The following is a 22,044-nucleotide window of genomic DNA, read 5'->3' on the forward strand; positions in this document are numbered from 1 at the left end:
CCACGGACGCCCTATCCGCCCGCGTTCGTACCACGGTCGACGCGATTGCGTTGTCGCTCCCGCCGCTGTCGCGCGCGGACTATGCTGACGACGATCAGCACGATCGCCAGCAAGGTCAATTCGATAAACGCGGGGATTTGAATAGGATCGTGGAACATAACGGGTCTCCACTACATGACGCGCTCATATTACGCCCGGTAAGCTACTACCGTACGCAATCCTGTTCGTTCGGTTTGCTGGCGAGGAAACAGTCGCGAGCAGTCACAAACCTGCCACAAACCAGGCGCCAGAAATGTGTCCGTTGGCGATATGCGCGGCAGCGCACAGAGTCATCTGGATCAGCCGCCATACTCTTGCCGATACCGCAGAAACGCCTCCCGCTTCGGGAACCCGCATTTCTGCACGTCCTTCAGCAGCCCCAGCTCTGCGAGCAGTCGGGCAATTATCGGTCACAACACCACGTCGACATCGGCAAGCCGCGCTGCGCCGTGGAAAGTAGCGCTTACGCCATCAGGTGCCGCCGATGCGTCTCCAATCCATCGCCTATGCGTTGATGCTTGCCTGCGGGAGCACGACGGTCACCGATGCAGTTGCAGGCGAGGCAGCCGATGCCGCCGGCGTCGTCAAGACCGTCAAGGGCACGGTGCAGATCGAGCGGGCTGGTGGCAGTTCGGGCGCAGCCATCGGCAGCGACGTCTACAGCAGCGATCGCATCGTGACCGGCCCGCAATCGTCGGTCGGCATCACGCTGCGCGACACGACCCAACTCTCGGCGGGCGCCAATACCTCGCTCGAACTCAACAAGTTCGCGTTCAATAGCACGACCCATGACGGGGTGCTCGACGCCACCGTCAAACGCGGTTCGCTGGCCGTGATTTCCGGCAAGCTGGCCAAGGCGAATCCGGACTCCGTGCGCTTCAGCACGCCGACCACCACGCTAGGTGTGCGCGGCACCGAATTCATCATCGAAGTCGGCGATACCGGGGGGAGTGCACGTTGAAGATCATCAGCCGACATCATCGGCGGGTATCGGCAGCGGCAGCGGCATTCGTCACGCTGGCCTTGCTGAGCGGATGCAGCACGCCGCCGGACCGGATTATTTTATTGCCTGATCCGGAAGGCAAAGTCGGAGCGGTCGTGGTCCGCAGCGCCCACGCAGAGCAAACGATCGACAAGGCTTACGCCGGAGTCGACGTAGCGAGCAACGGCGCGATAGAGAAGACCATGGATAGCCAATCCAGTGTACAAGCTCGTTATGGTGAACTGCTCGCTGCCCGGCCGCCTCGCCCGATGACCTTTACATTGTTCTTTCTCTTCGACTCGGCCACCGAATTGGCCCCGGAGTCACCCGCCACGGTCAAAAAGTTAAAAGCCGTGCTGGCCACCTGGCCTGCGCCTCAGGTCGTGGTGATCGGTCACACCGATCTGGCTGGCTCGCAGGAGTTCAATGACCGGCTGTCGCTGCGGCGGGCCGAGAGTGCCGCGGCGTTTCTGGTCAAGGAGGGCATTCCCGCCCGCCAGATCGAGACCGCTGGCCGGGGCAAGCGCGAGCCACTGGTCCCGACGCCGGATGGTGTGCCCAACCACATGAACCGGCGGGTCGTCATCACCATTCAATGACCCGCCCGGTCATCGTCGCTGCATGGCCTTCCCTTCGATGAAACGCTATTACGACCGCTGGAGTATCCCAATCAGGAAACTGATGAAGGCGGCCCAGGGGCGTCCGGTGGCACTGGTGGTGTTGTTCGGCCTGAGCCTGCTCAACCTGTCCAGCGAATGGCCGAGCAACCTGGCGCGTCCGGCTTTCGTGCGGGCGCTCGACGATGCGCTTCCGGACTCCTTCAAAACGGCCCGGCAACTTCTGTTCGACCAATTTCAACGTCACTACCCGCGGACTCCGACAGCACAACCCGTCACCATTGTCGAGATCGACGAGGAGACGCTGGCATCCGTCGGTCAATGGCCTTGGCCGCGCAACCGGCTCGCGGTTCTGATCGACGCCATTGCGGCGCACAAGCCGCTGGCCATCGGTCTCGACATCTACATGCCGGAGCCGGATCAGACCTCGCCCGACAAGGTGGCCGACAATCTGCCGAAAACGGCCGCGGCGCTGGCCGCCGCGTTGCGGGCCTTGCCGGGTCACGACGCGATTCTCGCCGGATCGCTGCACGCGGCGCCGACCATCCTGGGTGCGGCCGCGCTCGATCACGCCACCCTCACGACCAGCACCGATCTGCGCAGCGCTCCGATCCTCCTGCACGGCGCCGACCCACTCCCGCGCGTGCAGCGGTACGACTTCGTGCTCGCCAGCCTGCCGCAATTGCAGGCGGCGGCTCACGGGCAAGCGATGCTGAGCGTCGCGCTCGAACAGGGCGTGGTCCGGCATATCCCGCTCATCATGGGCCTCGGCGAGAAGCTGGTTCCCAGTCTGCCGCTGGAGATGCTGCGCGTCGCCACGGACTCATCGGCGATCGAGGTGTTTGCCGACACATCGGGCGTGCAGGCGGTAGGTGTCGCCGATGTGCAGGTGCCCACGCAACCCCGCGGCGACATCTGGCTGCATTTCGCGTCCATCCGCTCGACACTGAGCCGCTACGTGTCCGCCCGCGACATCCTGCAGGGAACCGTGGAACCGGAACGCCTCCGGGACAAACTGGTGCTGGTCGGACTGACCGGCGCCGGCGTGACCGACATGCGCACGACCCCACTGGGGGAACTGGTGCCGGGTATCGAGATTCAGGCGCAGGTCATCGAGACGATCTTCGAGGGACGTTTCCTGCTCCGTCCCACCTGGCTGAAATGGGCCGAAAGCGCCTTCATCATGGGCTTCGGTCTGCTGATCATCTGGTATGTGCCGCGCAAGCAATCGCGGTTCGCGGTGTTCATCAGAGCCTTCCCCAAGGGAGTCACCGCGCTGGGCCTCTTCCTGCATTTGCTGAATCTTTTGTGCTGCTTCTACATTTTCATACGTTTCGGACTGCTGGTCGACGCAGCCGCGATCTTCATCATCCTGTCCGCGGTCATGGGCTGCTTCCTGTCTCCCGCCTTGCTCCATCTCCAGGAACAAACCCGCACAGACACCGCCGCCGCTCAAGCTCAAGAATCCGCCAGGGACGCCGCCGGCAAAGCGCCAGGCGCTTGAGTCAGCGCTCACGCGGATGGCCGTTGTAAAGCTGCCAGCATCTGTCTATCCACGCATAGCTGGCCCTAAAGCACGTTATTTGAGCTAAAGTACATTCGCGGTCAGTCAGATCGCGAGCCGTTTCGATGGTGTTCCAGGTTTTTCCAACGCGTTCGACGCAACGACGTGTAAGGTGACCGAAATGTCAGATGCGGAAAGTCTCCCGGTGAGCGTGCTGGTCGGCGATCAGTTCTCCCACACGACCAGCGGGCGCGGATCACGAAGAAAAGAGCGGGACACGTGTGATCGCATTGAACCCGGACGACCGGACGATATCGCGTCATGCGCTATCTTCTAGTCGCCTACTGTGGGCCCGCCGCCGTCCCTGACGATCTCTGGCTGCGCTGGAACACCGACCCGCTGCTGCTCGCCGCGCTTGCCGCCCTCGCGTTCGTCGTCTCCAGCGGCCGCTCCACCGATGTGCGAGCGGGCTGGGCCGCGATAGCGCTGATGGCCGTCGTGTTTGTCTCCCCGCTGTGCGCGCTGTCGTCGGCATTGTTTTCGGCGCGCGTGACCCACCACATCATTCTCATTGCGGCCGTCGCGCCGCTGCTCGCCCGCGCGTTTCCATTGCCGCGCATCGGCTATCCGCCGCTTGTCCCGGTGGTCGCCGCGCATGCGGTGCTCGTCTGGCTTTGGCACGCGCCCGGTCCGTATGCGTGGGGGCTCGCCACCGTGCCCGCTTACTGGTTGATGCAGATGACACTGCTTGGCAGTGCCTGGCTGATGTGGCGTGCCGTCTTTGCACCGTCGGTGCAGACCGGCGCCGCCTTGTTGGCGCTCGTCGCGACGATCGGGCAGATGGGTCTGCTCGGCGCATTGATCGTCTTCGCTCCCGCACCGCTGTATGTCGTTCATTTCGCCAGCAGCGCCGCGTGGGGCATCACCCCGCTCGCCGACCAGCAGCTTGCCGGACTGTTGATGTGGGTGCTGGCGATGATCCCTTATCTCGCAGCGGGACTCTGGATCGTCTGGTCCAGCCTGGGCGCCAGAGAGCCTGCACTGTGACGACCCTCCTGAAGTTCATCCATCTGGGCGCGATCGCAATCTGGTCAGGTGGCCTGATCGTGTTGCCCTTTCTGTTCTGGCAACGCCGCACGCTGACAACCGGGCCCGAGCTCGACCGGTTGCACCGCATCACGAGACTGGTCTATGTGGAACTGACTTCGCCCGCCGCCTTTGTCGCGATCGCGAGCGGCACGGCGCTGATCTTCCTGCAAGCCACCTTCGTCGAATGGTTCTCGGTGAAGATGGTGCTGGTCGGCATCATGGCGATGCTGCACGTGCTGGCCGGCCTCGTGATGCACCAGCTGTTCCTGCCCGACGGCCACTTCGGCAAGCTGTCGTCGATCGCGCTGACGACCGCCTACGTGGTGGTGATCGTCGCGATCGTCTGGGTCGTGCTGGCCAAGCCGCACATCGACTCAACCCTGTTCGCCCCGCATCTGTTCGAGCCCGGCGGACTCGCCCGATGGCTGCATCAGTCCTTCGGCGAAACCAGAATGCCGACGCCATGATCGAACACGAGCTTGCCCCCATGCCAGCCGGCGAAGCCCGTCATCACCGTGGCGAGCGCCGACAGTGCGAGCCCATGCGGCAGGATCTGCTCGGGATAGTAGAGATGCACGCCCCAGTTGGCGCCCGCGACCGCGACCAGCGTCATCGCGGCGACCGCGTGGGACCAGCTGGCCTCCCTGAGCCGGATGCCGCGCACGAGCAGCAGCTCGGCGGTGCCGACGAGGCTCGCGCCCACGCCGCTCCAGAACGCGAAGCCCGCTGCCCAGAGGCCTGCCCTCACCCAGAACGGATCGCCCGACCACCAGTAGATGACGTCCACGCCAAGCGTGGCGACGACGAACGCGATCGGGAAATGCACCATCATCACGTGAATCGGATGGCCAACGAATGCGACGGCCGAACCCGCATCGAGCCGCAACAGCTCCAGCAGCACCTCGCTCTTGCCGTGCGATCCGGCATCGCCATTCTTTGCCATGGTCAGTCTCCCTCGCGTTGGATGCGTGATCCTGCGAACCATCATAGCTTCTTGCGGGTAGCGGTCCAAGCAGGATTGACGGCGGGACTGAGCGCGGCGCTGTCCGGCTGCGCCGGCCCGCTGTCGACGCTGGCGCCGTCCGGACCCGCTGCGGCGTCGATCGCCGGGCTGTGGTGGGTGATGCTGGCCGGCTCGGCCGTGCTGTTCGCGCTGGTGTTCGTGCTGTTCGTGATGGTGATCCGGCGACCCGGCTGGGGTTCGGGTGTGTCGCCCGCGCGCTGGATCGTGCTCGGCGGTCTGGTGCTGCCCGCCGTGATCCTGATACCGCTGATCTGTTATGCGCTGTTCGCCGGCGAACGGCTGCTGCCGCTGCCGGGCCATGCGCCGGCGCGCATCGACGCGATCGCCAAGCAATGGAGCTGGACCTTCCGCTATCCGGATCAGGGGGGAATGGAAACGCAGAACGTTCTGCATCTGCCGGCGGGGACGCCCGTCGACATCGTCGTCACCAGCGAGGACGTCGTGCACGCGTTCTGGATTCCGCGCTTCGCCGGCAAGATCGACGCGATACCTGGACACGCCACGCGTCTGCGCGTGCAGGCCAATCAACCCGGTCAGTACGAAGGGCTATGCAACCAGTTTTGCGGACTGGGGCATGCAGGGATGCACTTCACGGTGATTGTCGATCGTCCGGAAGACTTTTCCGCCGCCGTCAAAGAAGCGGCCGCCACCGGGGAGGTGAAGAAATGAGTGTGCCCGTCGAGCCGCCGTCACAAGGTGGGAGCGCGTTGCGGCTGCACCGCCAGCTTGCCGCGATCTGGGCCACCGGACCGGGAGTGCAACAGCTGGCCGCCGTGAACCATACGGTCCTCGGCATGCGCATGATGATCACCTCGTTCCTGTTCTTCGCGATTGCCGGCGTGCTCGGCATGCTGACCCGCGTGCAACTCGCGACGCCGCACGCGGCCTTCATGGACGCGGAGACCTATAACCAGGTCTTCACGATGCACGGCTCGATGATGCTGTTCCTGTTCGCGATTCCGATGGTGGAGAGCTTCGCGGTCTACCTCACGCCGAAGATTCTCGGCACGCGCGACTTTGCGTTTCCGCGGCTGACCGCTTATGGCTACTGGTGCTACCTGCTCGGCGGCACGATCCTGACCGTGTCGCTGATCATGCGGGTCGCGCCCGACGGCGGCTGGTTCATGTACACGCCGCTCAGCTCGAACGTCTACACGCCGGGCATCAACGCCGACGTGTGGCTGCTCGGCATCACCTTCGTCGAGATTTCGGCGCTGTCGCTGGCGATGGAGATCGTCGTGTCGATCCTGAAGATGCGCGCGCCGGGCATGTCGCTCGACCGCATGCCGATTTTCGCGTGGTACATCCTCGTCACGGCGATGATGATGATCGTCGCCTTTCCGCCGCTGATCCTCGGCTCGATCCTGCTCGAGGTCGAGCGCGCGTTTGACCTGCCCTTCTTCGACCCGCGGCGCGGCGGCGATGCGCTGCTCTGGCAGCATCTATTCTGGCTGTTCGGCCACCCGGACGTGTACATCATCTTCCTGCCGATGGCGGGCGTGCTGTCGACCATCATCCCGGTCTTCGCGAGACGGCCGCTGGTCGGTTATCGGGCCATCGTCGCCGCGATCATCGCGCTGGCGTTCCTGAGCTTCGGCATCTGGGTCCACCACATGTTCACGGTGGGCATTCCGCATCTCGCACTGGCCTTCTTCTCGGCCGGCTCGGCGATCGTCGCGGTGCCGACCGCGATCCAGTTCTTCGCGTGGCTCGCCACGCTGTCGCACGGCCGGCCGCGCTGGGACGTGCCGATGCTGTATATCTTCGGCTTTTTCTTCGTGTTCACGGCGGGCGGGCTGACCGGCGTGATGCTCGCGATGGTGCCGTTCGACTGGCAGGCGCACGACACCTATTTCGTGGTCGCGCACATGCACTATGTGGTGGCCGGCGCGCTCGCCTTTCCGATGCTGGCGGCGTTCTACTACTGGCTGCCGTTGCTGACCGGCCGCACCGCCGTGCACAGGTTGTCGTTGCCGGCCTTCTGGCTCGTCTTCATCGGCTTCAACATGACGTTCTTCATGATGCACCTGACCGGACTGCTCGGCATGCCGCGGCGCATCTTCACGTATCGCGGCGACGAGGGCTGGAACTGGCTCAATCTGCTGTCGTCGGTGGGCAGCTTCGTGATGACGATCGGCTTCGCGCTGGTGGTGATCGACATCATCGTGCAATTGCGCTTCGGCCGTCGCGTGCGGCGCAACCCATGGGATTCGACCACGCTCGAATGGGCGATGCCGATTCCCCCCGCACCGTATGCGTTTGCATCGATCCCGCAGGTCGGCGCCGAAACGGAAGGCGTCGCACCGGCCAAGCTGGCGGCGCTGCTCGCGCGCGGCGACGGCTATCTCGGCTTCACGCGCAACGGCTGGCAGGAAGCGCTCGGCGTGCATATGACATCGGGCGAACCTGAGCAACTGATCGTGCTGCCGCGCGCGACTTATCTGCCGCTCGTCACCGCGCTCGTGACCTGCGCGGCGGTGCTCGCGATGCTGTTCAAGTTCTATCTGCTGTCGCTGGCCTTTGCGTTCGTGACCTTCGGGCTGTTCATTTACGCCGGCCAGAGCGCCGGTCACACGCGCGATTACGGACCGCTGCCGGTGGGCCGGGGCGTCAGCGTGCCGCCGCATACCGAAGTGGCCGGCGCGCCGGCATGGCTCGCGCTGATCTGCACGCTGGTTGCCAATGGCACGCTGTTCACGTCGCTGGTGTTCGGCACGTTCTATTTGTGGATCGCCGCGCCGAACTGGCCCGCTGCGGCGACGCCCGAGCCGGGCCGGTTGCTCGCGCTCGTCACGGTCGTCGCGCTAGCCATCGCGGCCGCCGCTGCGCGAGGCTCACTGCGCGCCGCCGCAGCGGAGCGTTTGCCGCATCGCTGGATCGGCGTCGGCGTGCTGGCGCTGGTCATCGCGATAGCCGCCGATGTCGCGCTGATCGCCGGCGTCACGCCGCATCCGACCGAGCACGCGCTCGGCGCGACGGCCGCGGCGCTGCTCACCTATGTCGGGATCCATGCCGGCATCGGGTTGCTGTTTCTGATCAGCAATGTTCTGCGCATCGGGGCCGGTTTCATTTCGCCGCGACGGCTCACCGACCTGCGCCTCACGCGCTTATGGATCGATTACACAGTGGCGACGGGCATCATCGCGCTGGGCCTCGTGCTCGCGTTGCCGGGCCTGGTGGCAATGCTGGGAGCCCGGCCATGAACGGGCGTCCGTTGCCGCCGCGGCGCATGTGGTGGCTCGCCGTGGGCTTCACCATCTGGTGTGTTGCGCTGGTGATCCTGTATGCGCTGCATGCGATCGGCTGCGCGTTCGGCTGGTCGACCGGCCCGCTGCGCATGAGCCTCGCGATCGTGCTGCTGCTGCATCTGATCGCGATCGGCTGGCTGTGGCGCTATCGCGCGGCGGCCATTCGCGACCCGGGCCCAGAGCGCATCAGCACGTTCATGCATACCGTCGTCATCTGGACCTTGATCGCGGCGCTGGCCGCCACGGTCATCACGTTCGGGCCCGCGCTTCTGCTTACCACGTGTATCTGAGCGACGCGGGTCGCTGCGAGCTTCAGGACTGGCGCCCCGGTTTGACGTCACCCGGACGACGGCCAGCGCCACGGTCCGCTGAACCAGCTTCGCTACTGGAACAGAGAGGGATTTCATGCAGTATCGCGATCTCGTGCACAAGGCCATCTGGTCCGCCATCTATCTGCTGTTCATTCTCGCCCCGCTGTTCGCGCTGCTCGCGGGCAACCTGCCGCCCGCGCGCAATTTCGCCACCGAGTTCTCGGTGGCGCTCGGCTATTCCGGCCTCGCGATGATGGGGCTGCAATTCGGCCTCACCGCGCGTTTCAGGCACGTCACCGAGCCGTGGGGCGAGGACGTCATCTATCACTTCCACCGGCGCATTTCGCTGCTGGCGGTGGGCCTCGTCGTCGCGCATCCGCTGATTCTGATCGCGATCCGTTCGCCGTCGCTCGCGCTGCCCGACTCGCTCTGGGATATCCCGTGGGGCGCGCGCTTCGCGGTGCTGTCGATCGGCTCGCTGATCCTGCTCGTCGTCATGGCGCTGTGGCGCCAACAGTTGAAGATCCGTTACGAGCTTTGGCATCGGTCGCATATCGTGCTCGCGCTGATCGCGATCGCCGCCGGCATGCTGCATATGGTCGGCTGGGGCTTCTATCTGGTCGATCCGCTCAAGCGGATCCTGTGGATAGGCATGACGATCTTCTGGATCGGCTTGCTGTTCTATGTGCGCCTGTTCAAGCCGCTGTTCATGCTGCGGCGTCCCTATCGCGTGACCCAGGTGCGCACGGAACGCGGCGACACCACCACGCTCGTGATGCAGCCCGAAGGTCACGCGGGCTTGCGCTTCAAGCCAGGCCAGTTCGGCTGGCTCACGTTATGGGCGAGCCCGTTCCGCATCACCGGGCACCCGTTCTCGTTTTCATCGAGCGCCGAAGCCGCCGGCGGCCGCGTCGAAATGACGATCCGCGACCTCGGCGATTTCACCAGCGCCATCAAGACGGTGCAGGCCGGGCAGCGGGTTTATCTCGACGGGCCGTACGGGGCTTTCACGATCGGCAATCCGACCGACATGCACGTGCTGATCGCGGGCGGCATCGGCATCACGCCGATGATGAGCATGATCCGCACGCTGGCCGATCGCGGCGACAGGCGTCCGCTCGTTCTGCTGTATGGCAGCAAGAGCTGGGAATCGCTGACTTTCCTCGAGGAACTGGAGACGCTGAAAACGCGCGTCGACCTGAAGATCGTCTATGTTCTCTCTGAGCCGCCGGTGGGCTGGAGCGGAGAAAGCGGACGCATCACCGCTGAAGTGTTCAGACGTCATCTACCGCCGGAGTACGCCGAGCACGAGTACTTTATCTGCGGGCCGGACGTGATGATGGATGCGATCGAAACCGCGCTGGGCGAGATGAACGTGCCGCTCGCCCGATACCATTCCGAACGCTATAGCTTCGTCTAGGAGAGTTGCGATGCGCCGACTGTTAGCTGACCGCCTGGTTGTTGCCACGGGCGTGATTGTGGTGGTGCTGTCGTTGTTGTTTGCGCTGTTGCGGGTGAGTTCGGCGCATTAGCAATGACGGAGAGAGGCGCCCGCGCCACACAACTCGAACACATTACATCCGGCCCGCCCCTCGAAAACCCGGCTTGACGCCGAGACATCATGACGTCATGATGTCTCGCATGGCCACTGACCGCCCCACTCAACTCCCGCTCTACGCGCAAGTCGAAGCGACGCTTGCCGCGCGCATCGCCGACGGCACCTACCCGCCGGGCACCCAGTTGCCCAACGAAGCCAGCCTGCTCGCGAGCTTCGGCATCAGCCGCACCACGCTGCAAAAAACGGTGCAGAACCTGATTGCGCGCGGACTGATCGAAATTCGCCGCGGCAAAGGCACTTTCGTCACGCAACCGCGCCTCACCCAGCCGCTCACCGAACTGAGCGGCTTCGTCGAAGACATGCGCGCGCACGGCCGCCAGCCGAGCGCGCGGCTGCTCGCCAAGCGGATCGAAGCCGCCAGCGAAGCCGTCGCCGGCAAGCTCTCGCTGAAACCTGGCGCGCAGGTCGTGCACATCCAGCGCGTGCGCATCGCCGACGGCACGCCGCTCTCATTCGACGAAACCTGGCTGCCGAAAGACATCGGCGAAAAGATCATCGAGAACGATCTGGAGGCGGAGCCGATCTTTGCGCTGCTCGAAGAGAAGTACGGGCTGCCGCTGATCGAGGCGGAATACCGGCTCGAAGCGATCGCCGCCGACAAGGCCGTCGCGCGGGCGCTCGAGATCGCGGCCGGCAGCCCGATCTTTCTGATCGAGCGCACGTCGTATTGCGACGGCAACCGTCCGGTCGATTATGAAAAGCTGTACTACCGCGGCGACCAGATCCAGTTCGTCACCCGCCTCGCCCGGCGCAAGCCGCAAGACCCATGAGCGGCGCGGCGGCGGCGCTGGACCTGCACTACACGCTGTGGCTCTTCGCGGTGTCGCTCGGCGCGAGCGCGTTGGGCGGCATGCTCGGCATGGCGAGCGGCATCTTCATCGTGCCGGTGCTGACGATGTTCGGCCACCTCGATATCCATGTCGCGATCGGCGCCAGCATCGTTTCGGTGATCGCCTGCTCGCACGGCGGCGCCCATCCGGCAGCGGCCGGCATGTCTATCGTGACCATGGGAATTGCGCTTTTCATCCTGCTGCCGATAATGCGGCTTATATTGATGTTAGGGGTGTTCCTGCATCAACGCGACTACCGGTTCAGCGCGATTGCCGCGCTCGTGCTGGCGATCGTGGCGGCGGGACTGCTGGTCGGCGCGGCGTGATCCGCGTGGCCGGAACGTGTGCGGATATGATGCGTTGCGCGCGCCCTCCCCGGAGCGGCAATGACGGTCGCTCCTTACGCAGCATTTTTCCAGCCACGAGAATCATCATGCCAGCCCAACACGACGAAGCCCCCGCCGCCAGCCCCCCGCCGGACGAGGTGCAGCGCAAGACGCTGTCCATTACTTCGCGCAACCTGCTGATGGTCACCGTCGGCGTCGTGGTGTTCGCGATCGTGGCAAGCGTCGTGCTCTACAGCACGGTCATGTATGGCGACGAGATTCCCAATTTCGGAATCATCCTGATGCTGACCGTGCCGGTTATCGCGGGCGTGGCGTTCCGCGTCGGGCTGGACGCGTGGCTGGATCGGGAGTGAGCGCTGCAGATTCGGCGGGCGCGACGGCGGCGGCGACGGCGACGCACCGATGAACCGGTCGTCGCAACGCACCGCCGTCAAATAGCCGCCACCGGCAACACCACCCACACCTCCAGCCCACCGCCGTCGCGTGGATGAAACTGCAAGCTGCCGCCGTGCAGCCGCGCGATCCGCTCGACGATCGACAACCCCAGCCCCGTGCCGCCGCTATGCGCGCGAGCATTGCGGCCGCGCTGAAACGGCGCCTTCAACTGCTCCAGTTCCTGCGCCGACAGACCCTTGCCCCGATCGCCGACCGCGACCGTCACCGCGCCCCCGGCCGTCCAGGTTCGCACGGCGAGACCCGTGCCGCCGTACACGATCGCGTTCTGCATCAGGTTCATCAAGAGCCGCATCATGCTGATCGGCCGATACGCGAGCAGCGGCAGGTTCGCGAGCGACAGTTCGAACTCGTGCCCGAGTCCCGCGAAATCACCCGCGAGCCGTTCGATCAACGCATTCAGATCGCCTGGCTGCGGCGCCTCGCGTTCGCCGCTGCCCGCGTAATCCATGAACTGCTGCAGGATCGTCTCGATCTGGTCCAGATACGACTCGGCGGCGACCACGAAACTGCTGTCGCTGCCGTTCGGCATCGCCATCGCCATCGACAGGCGCAGCTTGGTGAGCGGCGTGCGGATATCGTGCGAGATGCCGGCCAGCATCAACGCGCGCGTCGCGTCGGCTTCCTGCAACGCCTGCGTCATCTGATTGAAAGCGCGGCTCACCGCGGCGATTTCGGTGGGGCCGTCGGTCGGCAGCGGTGCGGGCGTTTCGCCGGCGCTCACGCGGCGCGCGGCGCGCGTCAACTCCTGAAGCGGCTCGTTCAGGTGCAGCTGGATCGCGTAGCCGGCCAGCGCGGCCAGCACGCCCAAACCGAGCGACAGGAAAATCGCCACTTCGAGCCCGTTGCCCTGCGCGTCCTCGGGAAGCGGCAACGCGATCCAGTACGGCGTGTGCGGCGCATCGGCCGGCGCGTGCATGCGAATCCACAGGCGCTCCCCGCCTTCGGTTTGCCAGCGCGCCGGCATGTCGGCGGGCAGATGCGCGCGCAGGCTGTCGAGAAACACGTTGCGCTGATAGGTGCGATACGCGCGCAGCAGACTGGGCGGCGGCGCGGCGACGGCTTCGGCCGGCAGTTGCGTGTGCGCGTCGAGACGCGCGGTCAGCGCGGCGCGCGCGCCAGCCGGTGTGGCAGCCAGCAGGTTGTCGAGCGTGGTCACGTAGGTGGCGAACACGGCGGCCGCGCGCTCCACGCGAGGCCGCTGCACGTAATGCAGCAACACGCCGAGCACGCACACCTGGCTCAGCATTACGAGCACGATCAGCAACGCGATATTGCGCGCGAGCAGCGTTCTCGGCAGCGCCCGTTGCAGCAGCGAGCGCGCCATCACTCGACGTCCGCGGCCAGCATGTAGCCGACGCCCCACACGGTCTTGATGAAACGCGGCTTGGACGGATCGTCCTCGACGATCTGCCGCAGGCGCAGCACCTGCACGTCGATGCTGCGATCGAGCGCATCGTGATCGCGGCCGCGCGCGCGCGCCAGCAGGTTGTCACGGCTCACCGGCCGGTTCGGCGACGACGCGAGCGCAACCAGCAGCAGCATCTGCGCCGAATGAATCTCCAGCAGCGCACCCGCGCGCGAAAGTTGCTGCTTGCCGACGTCGAGACTGAAGTCGCCGAAGCGCACGCTTTGCGAGGTCACGGTGACATCGCCCGAGGCGATCTTCTGGCGGCGCAGCAGCGCATTGATACGCGCCACCAGTTCGCGCGGCAGGAACGGTTTGGCGAGGTAGTCGTCGGCGCCGGTTTCGAGGCCGACCACCCGGTCGAGCGGATCGCCCTTCGCGGTCAGCATCAGAATCGGCAAGGTCTGGCCTTGCGCGCGCAAACGCGCGCAGATCTCAAGGCCGTCCTCGGCGCCGATCATCAGATCGAGCACCAGCAGATCGAACGGCTCGCGTTCCAGATAGCGGTCCAGACGCTTGCCGTCCTCGGCGACACGCACGTCGAAGCCGTGGCTGCGCAGAAACCGCTGCAGCATGTTGCGCAGTTCGACTTCGTCATCGAGCACGATGATCTTGGCGGGGCGATCCATGCGAAAGCTCCTCGGTTTAAGCGTCGGGCGACGTCTCAGGCGGCGTCCCACGCGGCGTCTCGCGCGCCGCATGCCGTTCGGCAAGACGCTGCAACAGCACGTAGAACGACGGAATGAACAGCACGGCGATGCAGGTGGAAGCGAGCATCCCCGAAAATACCGCAATCCCGAGCGATCGGCGCGCGCTCGCACTGGCGCCGGTCGCGATCACGAGCGGCACCACGCCGAGAATGAAGGCGAACGAGGTCATCATGATCGGCCGGAACCGCAGCCGCGCCGCCTCCACCGCGGCCTCGGCGATGCCCACGCCTTGCGCGCGCAGATGCCGCGCGAATTCGACGATCAGGATCGCATTCTTCGCCGACAGCGCGATCAGCAACACGAGGCCGATCTGCGTGTAGAGGTTGTTGGCCGCGCCGAGCAGCGCGAGCGTGCCGGCCGTGCCGAGCAACGCGAGCGGCACGGCGAGCACCACGGCCAACGGCAGCAGCCAGCTTTCATATTGCGCGGCCAGCACGCAGAACACCAGCAACACGCCCATCACGAATACCCAGTACGCCGAATTGCCGACCAGCTTCTCCTGATACGACATCGCGGTCCATTCATAGCCGATGCCGGCCGGCAGGATGCGCGCGGCTTCCTGCTCGAACGCGGCGATCGCGTCGCCGGTGCTGTAGCCGTTCGCCGGATTGCCGTTGATGGCCGCGGCCGGCGCGAGGTTATACAGCGTCGCCACCGCCGGGCCGACGCCGGGATGCGCGTCGATGAAGGTGCCGAGTTCGACCATATGCCCGCTGTTGCTGCGAATCTGCAAACGGCGAATGTCGTCGGGCTGACGGCGAAACGCGCCGTCGGCCCAACACGTTGCCGACCGGCACTTGCAGCGACTCGGCCTTCGCGCGATCCAGCGTGAGCTCGACGGTCGGCACCGCTGCGCGAAACGGGCTGAACACGCGCTGCAATTCGGGCCGTTTCGCGACGCTCGCGATCAGCGTGTCGGTGGTGTCCTGCAAACGCCGGTAGTTCTGTGTGCCGTCGGTCAGCATCACCTGCATCTGCACACCGCCGCTATTGCCCAGGCCCTGGATCGGCGGTGGCACGATCACCAGCGAACGGATGTCGGGCAGCTTCGCCAGTTCGCTATTCATGCGCATATACAGCGAGCGCAGGTCTTCGCCCTTGCCGCGCGCGCTCCAGTCGTCGAGCGTCACGTAGATCAGCGCGGAATTCGCCAGCGACGCGTTGTTGTCGAGCGGCGAGATGCCGCCGATCGACACCACGTGACTCACGCCGGGAATCGCGCCGATGCGCTTTTCGATCTGCCTGCTCGCCTCGCGGGTGCGTTCGAGCGACGCCGCGTCGGCGAGCTGTGCGGCGATCAGCATGTAGCCCTGATCTTCGAGCGGAATGAAACTGGTCGGCACGCGTGTCAGCAGGAACGCGGACGCCGCGCCGAGCACCAGCGCAATCATGAGCGCAAGGCCGCAACGCTGGACGAACCACGACACCACGCGCACATAGACGCTTTCGACCCGCGCATAGCCCTTGTCGAACACGCGATACACGACGTTCGGCTTGCCGGGCCGCGCGTGCCGCAGCCAGCGCACGCTTTGCACCGGTTTGAGCGTCACCGCGTTGATCGCGCTGATGACGGTGGTCGCCACCACCACCAGCGCGAACTGCCGGTACATCTGGCCGGTGACGCCGCCGAGAAACGCCGACGGCAGGAACACGGAAATCAACACCAGCGTGATCCCGACGATCGGCCCGAGCAGTTCGTGCATCGCGTCGATCGCGGCCTGCTTCGGCGTCTTGCCCTGCTCGATGTGCTGGGTGATCCCTTCGACCACCACGATTGCATCGTCGACCACGATGCCGATCGCCAGCACGATCGCGAACAGCGTCAGCAGATTGATCGAGAAGCCGAGCAGGTAGATCGCGCCAAACGTGCCGATGATGGTCACCGGAATCGTCGTGGCGGGCACCAGCATCGCGCGCCAGTTCTGCAGAAACAGCAGGATCACCGCGAGCACCAGCAAGGCTGCTTCGAACAGCGTCTTGTACACGTCGATCACCGATTGCCGCACGAAGGTGGTGGTGTCGAACGGCAACTGGTAGCTGATGCCCTTCGGCATGTCTTTCGCGAGACGCGCCATGGTCGCCTTCACCGCGTTGCCGACTTGCAGCGCATTCGCTTCGGGCAACTGATAAATGGCGATGCCCGCCGCCGGCTTGCCGTCGAGGTTGAAGAACTGCCCGTAGCTGGACGAGCCGAGCTCGGTGTGCCCGACGTCGCGAATCCGCACGAAATGGCCGCCGTCGTTGGGATCGGCCTTGATGATGATGTTGTCGAATTCGTACGGCGTGGAGAGCGCGCCCTGCATCGTCACCGTGAGCTGGAACGCCTGGCCGCCGGCGTTCGGCTCCGAACCGAGCTGGCCCTCGCTGACATCCTTGCTCTGGCTCTGGATCGCCTGCATCACGTCGGCGGCGCTCAGATTGCGTTGGCTCAGTTTGCGCGGATCGAGCCACACGCGCATGCTGTACTGGCCGGTGCCGAACACGGTCACGTCGCCGACGCCCGGCAAACGCGCGAGCGCGTCGCGCAGATTGATCACCGCGTAGTTGCTGAGGAATAACGAGTCGTAACGCGGGTCCGGCGACTCCAGCGTGTACAGCTGCAGGATCGCGGTCGAGCGCTTGCGCACGGTCACGCCCTGCTGCTGCACCGCTTGCGGCAGTTGCGCGGTGGCGGCCTGCACGCGGTTCTGCACCAGCACCTGGGCCTTGTCGACATCGGTGCCGACGGCGAAGGTGATGGTGAGCGTGTACGTGCCGTCGTTGGTGTTGGTCGACTGCATGTAGAGCGCGTTTTCCACGCCGTTCACCTGCGTTTCGATCGGCAGCGCCACCCGGTTGATCAGCGTCGCGGCGCTCGCGCCGGGGAAACGCGCAACCACCTGCACGGTCGGCGGTGTGATCGGCGGATATTGCGCGATCGGCAGATTGATCAGCGCGACGGCGCCGAGCAGCATCACGATCAACGCGATCACATTGGCGAGGACCGGACGCTCGACGAAGAAGCGGATCATGAGTGGCCCTGCGCCGCCGCGGCGACCACCTGCACCTTGACGCCGGGCGACACCGCCAGCGCGCCGCCGGTCACGACCTGATCGTTCGCGTTAAGACCCGCTGTGATCGCAGACACCGCCGCGAGCGCGGCGAGCCCCTGGTTCTGTGCGAGCGAATCGCCGTCGCGCAATGCCGAGCGCGATGCGTCGAGTACCGAGTCGTAGGTGACCGAGCCCGAGCGGTACTGTGCGTTGGCGAGCGTCAACGCGCGTTGCGAAGCATCCAACGCACGCGACGAAGCGGCCAGCGCATCGAGCGTGGTGCGCAGCCCCGAGATTGCGTCTTCCACTTCCTTCTGCGCTTGCAGCACCGTGTTCTGATAATCGAACACGGCTTCCTGGAACGTCGCGTCCTGAATCCGCACCGCGTTTTTCAACTGACTGCGATCGAGGATCGGCAACGTGATGACCGCGGAAAACAGGCCGATCGTCTTGCTGCCCCATTGCGTCAGACCGATGCCATGCTGTCCGCCCGACGTCAGACCGAACAAACCGGTCAACGACAGCGACGGGTACAGCTTCGCCTTGGCCGCGCCGATCAGCGCCGATTGCGCGGCCGCGTTGAGCGCGGCCTGACGCACGTCGGGCCGGCGCCGCAGCAGATCGGCGGGAATGCCGACGTCGATCTGCGTCGGCGGCACCGGGATCGACGTGCCGCCTTTGAGCTGCGCGTCGACCACGCTGGGCGGATCGGCGAGCAGCACCGCGAGCGTGTCGCGATCCTGCGCGCGCGCCTTGATGAGCGGCGGGATTTGCGCCTCGGTTTCGGCCACCAGCGTGGCGGCCTGTTCGACATCGAGCTGACTCGACGCGCCGCTCTTATAGCGCGCCTGGGTCAGCGTGAGACTCTGCTGCACCGACTTCAGGTTTTGCTGCGCGACCGTGATGCGCTGTTCGAGCGCGCGCAGGTCGATGTACGCATTGGCGACGTCCGCGAACAGCGACACCAGCGCGTTGTCGTACGCAGCTTCCGACACCCGCAATTGCGCGCGGTCCGATTCGATCTGCCGGCGATATTTGCCCCAGAAGTCGAGCTCCCAGCCGGCATTCACGTGCAGATGCTCGGCCCACAGATGCGCCGGCGGAATCGGGCCGACGCCGCTGGTGTTGATATGGCTCGCACCCACCGACATGGTGCCCGACTGCGGCAGCAGATTCTGCTCGCTGATCGCGAGCTGCGCGCGCGCCTTGAAGATGTGTAGGCCGGCCACTTGCAACGTCAGGTTGCGTTCATATGCGCGCTGTTCGAGCGCCGTGAGCACGGGGTCGTTGAACGCGGTCCACCAGGCCGCCTGCGCGGCGGGCGTGGTCTGCGCACCGTGCGGCAAACTCTCGAACCACTGGTCTTCGAGCGTCACGTCCGGCTGTTTGAAATCCGGGCCGACTGTCACGCAACCGGTCAGCGAAGTACAGAGCGAGACGATGAGTGACACGCTGACGATGCGCAGACGGCGGGACGTGGCAGGTTTCATCGCGCGTTCTTTCAGGCATCAAGGTACGGCCGATGGTTCGACCGGATGGGCTCGCGGCGCTGAGTGCCGGCGCTGGGGCTCGCGCGCAAGCGGCCCAGCCGGCACGTTGCGCCGCGCCACGCCCCTATGATTCCGCCGATGCCCGCGCGGCTCAGTGCGCCGCCCCGCGTTCCTGCATGAATGCTTCGATTTGCGCCAACGTGATGTAGCCCGCCTTCTGCGTATCGATCTCGTCGAAATGTTTGGCGACCATCGGCATGCCAGCTTCGGCCTGTTGCTTCGTGAGCTTGCCGTCGTGCGTGGTGTTGGCATTCGAAAAGCGCACCTGCAACTGCTGCACCATGCGTTCCATCCGCTGCGGGTTGCCGCCTTGCGGCGCGACGCTCTGGGCGAACGTGACGGTGGAAGCGCAGCACAGCAGCACGGCGGCGAACAACTTCTTCATGACTGACTCCTTCGATTGAGCCATCGTGCGTCGCCTGCTGATGCCGCGATCCGTTTCGATGACAGGCCGAATTCTTGTGGATGCGTCGCCGGCTGGCAAATGCAGAATCATGTCGACTTATGTCATGAGTCTTCGCGAGTACCCGCGCCGGCCGTCACGCGGATTCGCCCGCGAGACGCAACAAGTACTTCATACATACGCGCACCGCCCACATGACGGACACCGCTTCGTCGTGACATCGAATGAAATGAGTTTGTCGTGCCGTTTTGACGGCGCTTTGCGTATCTTTCGTCTGCCGGCGCAGCAGGCATCGCAAGCACCGCATGTGCCGCCAGCAGCATCAGCGCCACCAGCGCATCCACGGAACGGGCGAGCTTCCACGCGAATCCGGACCACCCGGCCCGCTGCTTCGACAGCAGACGCGCCACTCAACGCTTCAGGAGTACCAAGTGACTATCCGTCTCGCCTGCGCCTCTACTTTTACCGCCATCGGTCTCGCCTGTTCATCGACCGCATTCGCCGGGGTCGTCGTGTATATGCCCGCTGCCGTGGTCTACGCACCGCCGCCGCGGCCGGTTTATTACTCCGTGCCGGTCAATCCGGTGTATGTGACGGCGCCCCCGCCGGTTGCCGCTCCCTTGGCGGTTCCGGTCACGGCAACCGTCACCGTGCCGCCGATGATACCCGTGCCCATTTACACCACCGTCGTCGTGCCCCCGCCAACCAACTACGCGGTCGTGCCTGCCCCAACCGTGACCTACGCGCAGCCGCTCATGACGATGCCGCGCTGATTGCGCGGCGCGAAGCGCACCAAGCGTGTTGAGCGCTGCCCGCAGGCAGACCGGTCACAAAGTGCGCTCAGCGTGTCCCAATTCGATAAGTTGATTGCAACAAAGACAAAGGTCCCCGGACCAGCACAGAACATGCGTTACACACGAATGCATGCTGAATTCCCATTGTCCTGAAACACCGCCGACCTGCCGCGCAATGCCGATGAATGCAGGGCTCCGGCAAACTGCTGAAGATTTGATCCGGCGGCAAGACAGCCCGCCGCCGGCGCGCGTCAGCCCGGCTGGGAACGTCGTTTGCTGATCGCTGTTGGCTAGCGTCGTCCACACTTAAGGGAAACATCAGATGAGTTATCAAGACATAGACAAGGAAATAGCCCACCTCGAAGTCGTCTTCGGGTTGATCTCCACGCGCGACCGCTTTCCTCTGTCGTACTGGCACCAGCGGCTGCGCGTGCTGTACCGCTCGTCGATGATGCAGGCGCAACGCGTGCGCGTCGAACGGCTCGAAGCGACGCTACGCTCGCTACACGCGGCGGAAGAAACGCGCAGTGCGGCGCCACCGCAGTGCGCGGCAGCTACGCAGTCATGACGCCAAGCCGCTTGCCACGCAACGACGCGGCGGCCCGCAAGCCATCCGGCGGCAGCCGCGCCCGCCCCGCTTAACCGGTCAGCAGCCGCGCGCCGAGCGCCAGCACGAGGGCCGGCACCATCACCAGCGCGCCCACCTTCAGAAACTTCAGGAAGCTCACGTCCTCGCCTTCGCGGCGAATCGCGTTGAGCCAGAGGATGGTCGCGAGCGAGCCGGTGATCGACAGATTCGGGCCGAGGTCGACGCCGATCAGCAGCGCGTCGATCACACGCTCCGGACTCTGCGCCTGCATCACCGTCGAACTGGCGATCAGCCCGGCCGGCAAGTTGTTCATCAGATTGCTGCCGAACGCGATGAGCGCGCCGGCCCAGCCCGCCGTCGCCAGTTCGTTGTGCCCGGTCGCGCGCCGCAGCGTCGTGGCCAGCGTCGTGATGACACCCGTGTGATCGAGCATCTCGACCAGCACGAACAGCGCGGCGACCAACGGCAGCACGCTCCACGAGATTTCCCGGATCATCGGCAGCGGCGACTTGCGCTCCAGAATCAGCACGACCAGCGCGGTCAGCGTGCCGAGTATCGCGGTGGGCATGCCGAGCGCGATATCGTACGCGGAGACCGTCAGCAACACGCCCGCGGTCACCGCGATGCCCGCAAGCGCGACCCGCCCGCTCGACGACAGTTCGACCGCTTCGAGATTCGCCTCGCAGATGCCGGCGAGCGCGTCGCGCTGGGTCCAGCGCAACATCACGTAGGTCGCGACGATCGACAGCAACGACGGCAACGTGAAGCGCATCATCCAGGCGCCGAGCGCGGGCGTGTGATTGCCGTACAGCACGATGTTGGCCGGATTCGAAATCGGCAGCACGAAGCTCGCCGCGTTGGCGACGAACGCACAGATAAACAGCAACGGCAGCGGCGGCGTCTTCGCTTTTTTGGCGGCGGCAAACACGGCCGGCGTGAGGACGACCGCGGTGGCGTCGTTGGACAGAAACGCGGTGATCACCACGCCGACCAGGTACACCAGCACGAAGAGCTTGCGCGGCGAACTCTGCGCGTGATTGACCGCGAGCACCGCGACCCAGTCGAACAGACCTTCGCGGCGGCCGACTTCCGACAGCAGCATCATGCCGAACAGGAACAGGTAGACGTCGGTGCCCTTGCCGATCGCCTCGATCGCCAGATGCAGCGGCAACAGCCTGAGCGACACCAGCAACAGCGAGCCGGCGACGGCCCACACGGCTTCAGGCCATTTGAACGGCCGGGTGATCACGCCGGCCGTGGCGATTGCGGCGATGCCCCAAGACAGGAAAACGGAATTCACAACATAGGCCCTGGATGGTTGGTGGTGCGCGAGCGCGGTGCCGCGCGGTGTGGTGACGAGGCGTTTGCGACTCAGCCGGAAAATTACCACAGCGCGCGTATTTCAATCACATTAGCGTCACCGCTACAACAATCTGTTCCCTTCTGCCCGCCTATTCAGTTTTCATTGGCCTCCCTACCATCCGCATTCACTCGCG

Annotated in this window: 24 protein-coding genes; 14 read left to right on the forward strand and 10 right to left on the reverse strand. The window is 65.1% G+C overall.

Going from position 1 to position 22,044, the window contains the following annotated elements; translation table 11 throughout:
- Window positions 1-11: 11 nt before the first annotated feature.
- The gene (locus HV744_RS00700; RefSeq protein WP_175147658.1) at window positions 12-158 is read right to left on the reverse strand and encodes a hypothetical protein; all 147 of its coding nucleotides are present in this window, start codon (window positions 156-158) and stop codon (window positions 12-14) included.
- A gap of 365 nt (window positions 159-523) precedes the next feature.
- On the opposite strand from HV744_RS00700, the gene HV744_RS00705 reads away from it, so the two are divergent.
- From HV744_RS00705 to HV744_RS00725, 5 genes are all read left to right on the forward strand, one after another.
- On the forward strand, window positions 524-1,000 hold the full coding sequence (locus tag HV744_RS00705; RefSeq protein WP_175147659.1) for a FecR family protein: 477 nt from the start codon (window positions 524-526) through the stop codon (window positions 998-1,000).
- Window positions 997-1,620: an OmpA family protein gene (locus HV744_RS00710; RefSeq protein WP_246278884.1), complete on the forward strand. Its 624-nt coding sequence runs from the start codon at window positions 997-999 to the stop codon at window positions 1,618-1,620. Before HV744_RS00705 ends, HV744_RS00710 begins: the two co-directional genes overlap by 4 nt.
- Before the next feature lie 37 nt (window positions 1,621-1,657).
- A complete protein-coding gene (locus HV744_RS00715) occupies window positions 1,658-3,142 on the forward strand; it encodes a CHASE2 domain-containing protein (RefSeq protein ID WP_175147660.1) in 1,485 nt (494 codons plus the stop codon).
- Window positions 3,143-3,463: 321 nt separating this feature from the next.
- Entirely contained in the window at window positions 3,464-4,189 is a 726-nt protein-coding gene (locus HV744_RS00720) for a cytochrome c oxidase assembly protein (protein ID WP_175147661.1), read from the forward strand.
- The gene (locus tag HV744_RS00725) at window positions 4,186-4,698 is read left to right on the forward strand and encodes a CopD family protein (protein WP_175147662.1); all 513 of its coding nucleotides are present in this window, start codon (window positions 4,186-4,188) and stop codon (window positions 4,696-4,698) included. Before HV744_RS00720 ends, HV744_RS00725 begins: the two co-directional genes overlap by 4 nt.
- Here HV744_RS00725 and HV744_RS00730 read toward each other — a convergent pair.
- The gene (locus tag HV744_RS00730) at window positions 4,662-5,174 is read right to left on the reverse strand and encodes a DUF2231 domain-containing protein (protein WP_175147663.1); all 513 of its coding nucleotides are present in this window, start codon (window positions 5,172-5,174) and stop codon (window positions 4,662-4,664) included. The genes HV744_RS00725 and HV744_RS00730 overlap by 37 nt on opposite strands.
- A 51-nt stretch (window positions 5,175-5,225) precedes the next feature.
- On the opposite strand from HV744_RS00730, the gene coxB reads away from it, so the two are divergent.
- The 7 genes from coxB (at window position 5,226) to HV744_RS00765 (ending at window position 11,962) form a co-directional block, all read left to right on the forward strand.
- A complete protein-coding gene (gene coxB / locus HV744_RS00735) occupies window positions 5,226-5,924 on the forward strand; it encodes a cytochrome c oxidase subunit II (RefSeq protein ID WP_175147664.1) in 699 nt (232 codons plus the stop codon).
- The gene (ctaD, locus tag HV744_RS00740; RefSeq protein ID WP_175147665.1) at window positions 5,921-8,458 is read left to right on the forward strand and encodes a cytochrome c oxidase subunit I; all 2,538 of its coding nucleotides are present in this window, start codon (window positions 5,921-5,923) and stop codon (window positions 8,456-8,458) included. The genes coxB and ctaD overlap by 4 nt, the downstream gene beginning before the upstream one ends.
- Window positions 8,455-8,793: a hypothetical protein gene (locus HV744_RS00745; RefSeq protein ID WP_175147666.1), complete on the forward strand. Its 339-nt coding sequence runs from the start codon at window positions 8,455-8,457 to the stop codon at window positions 8,791-8,793. Before ctaD ends, HV744_RS00745 begins: the two co-directional genes overlap by 4 nt.
- A 115-nt stretch (window positions 8,794-8,908) precedes the next feature.
- On the forward strand, window positions 8,909-10,234 hold the full coding sequence (locus HV744_RS00750) for a ferredoxin reductase family protein (protein ID WP_175147667.1): 1,326 nt from the start codon (window positions 8,909-8,911) through the stop codon (window positions 10,232-10,234).
- 221 nt (window positions 10,235-10,455) lie between these two features.
- Complete coding sequence (locus HV744_RS00755; RefSeq protein ID WP_175147668.1) at window positions 10,456-11,202, forward strand: GntR family transcriptional regulator; 747 nt, start codon at window positions 10,456-10,458, stop codon at window positions 11,200-11,202.
- The gene (locus HV744_RS00760) at window positions 11,199-11,588 is read left to right on the forward strand and encodes a DUF1634 domain-containing protein (RefSeq protein WP_175147669.1); all 390 of its coding nucleotides are present in this window, start codon (window positions 11,199-11,201) and stop codon (window positions 11,586-11,588) included. Before HV744_RS00755 ends, HV744_RS00760 begins: the two co-directional genes overlap by 4 nt.
- 107 nt (window positions 11,589-11,695) lie before the next feature.
- The gene (locus tag HV744_RS00765; protein WP_175147670.1) at window positions 11,696-11,962 is read left to right on the forward strand and encodes a hypothetical protein; all 267 of its coding nucleotides are present in this window, start codon (window positions 11,696-11,698) and stop codon (window positions 11,960-11,962) included.
- Between the two features lie 77 nt (window positions 11,963-12,039).
- Here the strand turns inward: HV744_RS00765 and HV744_RS00770 are convergent, their stop codons facing one another.
- From HV744_RS00770 to HV744_RS00795, 7 genes are all read right to left on the reverse strand, one after another.
- On the reverse strand, window positions 12,040-13,389 hold the full coding sequence (locus tag HV744_RS00770) for an ATP-binding protein (RefSeq protein ID WP_175147671.1): 1,350 nt from the start codon (window positions 13,387-13,389) through the stop codon (window positions 12,040-12,042).
- The gene (locus HV744_RS00775; RefSeq protein WP_175147672.1) at window positions 13,389-14,099 is read right to left on the reverse strand and encodes a response regulator; all 711 of its coding nucleotides are present in this window, start codon (window positions 14,097-14,099) and stop codon (window positions 13,389-13,391) included. The genes HV744_RS00770 and HV744_RS00775 overlap by 1 nt, the downstream gene beginning before the upstream one ends.
- 16 nt (window positions 14,100-14,115) lie before the next feature.
- Window positions 14,116-14,913, reverse strand: coding sequence for an efflux RND transporter permease subunit (locus HV744_RS37945; protein ID WP_281363618.1), 798 nt, complete (start codon window positions 14,911-14,913; stop codon window positions 14,116-14,118).
- Window positions 14,819-17,191 (reverse strand): efflux RND transporter permease subunit, encoded by a 2,373-nt coding sequence (locus tag HV744_RS00780; RefSeq protein ID WP_281363619.1) that lies wholly within the window; start codon window positions 17,189-17,191, stop codon window positions 14,819-14,821. The genes HV744_RS37945 and HV744_RS00780 overlap by 95 nt, the downstream gene beginning before the upstream one ends.
- Window positions 17,188-18,702 carry an efflux transporter outer membrane subunit gene (locus HV744_RS00785; protein WP_175147673.1) on the reverse strand — a complete coding sequence of 505 codons (1,515 nt, stop codon included), beginning with the start codon at window positions 18,700-18,702 and terminating at the stop codon, window positions 17,188-17,190. The genes HV744_RS00780 and HV744_RS00785 overlap by 4 nt, the downstream gene beginning before the upstream one ends.
- 151 nt (window positions 18,703-18,853) lie before the next feature.
- Window positions 18,854-19,147 (reverse strand): EF-hand domain-containing protein, encoded by a 294-nt coding sequence (locus tag HV744_RS00790; protein ID WP_175147674.1) that lies wholly within the window; start codon window positions 19,145-19,147, stop codon window positions 18,854-18,856.
- Window positions 19,148-19,269: 122 nt separating this feature from the next.
- Window positions 19,270-19,575, reverse strand: coding sequence for a hypothetical protein (locus tag HV744_RS00795; RefSeq protein ID WP_175147675.1), 306 nt, complete (start codon window positions 19,573-19,575; stop codon window positions 19,270-19,272).
- A 21-nt stretch (window positions 19,576-19,596) separates the two neighbouring features.
- On the opposite strand from HV744_RS00795, the gene HV744_RS00800 reads away from it, so the two are divergent.
- The gene (locus HV744_RS00800; protein ID WP_175147676.1) at window positions 19,597-19,938 is read left to right on the forward strand and encodes a hypothetical protein; all 342 of its coding nucleotides are present in this window, start codon (window positions 19,597-19,599) and stop codon (window positions 19,936-19,938) included.
- A gap of 343 nt (window positions 19,939-20,281) precedes the next feature.
- On the forward strand, window positions 20,282-20,527 hold the full coding sequence (locus HV744_RS00805; RefSeq protein ID WP_175147677.1) for a hypothetical protein: 246 nt from the start codon (window positions 20,282-20,284) through the stop codon (window positions 20,525-20,527).
- 70 nt (window positions 20,528-20,597) lie between these two features.
- Here the strand turns inward: HV744_RS00805 and HV744_RS00810 are convergent, their stop codons facing one another.
- A complete protein-coding gene (locus HV744_RS00810; RefSeq protein ID WP_175147678.1) occupies window positions 20,598-21,848 on the reverse strand; it encodes an arsenic transporter in 1,251 nt (416 codons plus the stop codon).
- Window positions 21,849-22,044 lie beyond the last annotated feature (196 nt).

Origin of the sequence: Paraburkholderia ultramafica, assembly GCF_902859915.1 — a bacterium.
In the GTDB taxonomy this organism is placed as follows: Bacteria; Pseudomonadota; Gammaproteobacteria; order Burkholderiales; family Burkholderiaceae; genus Paraburkholderia; species Paraburkholderia ultramafica.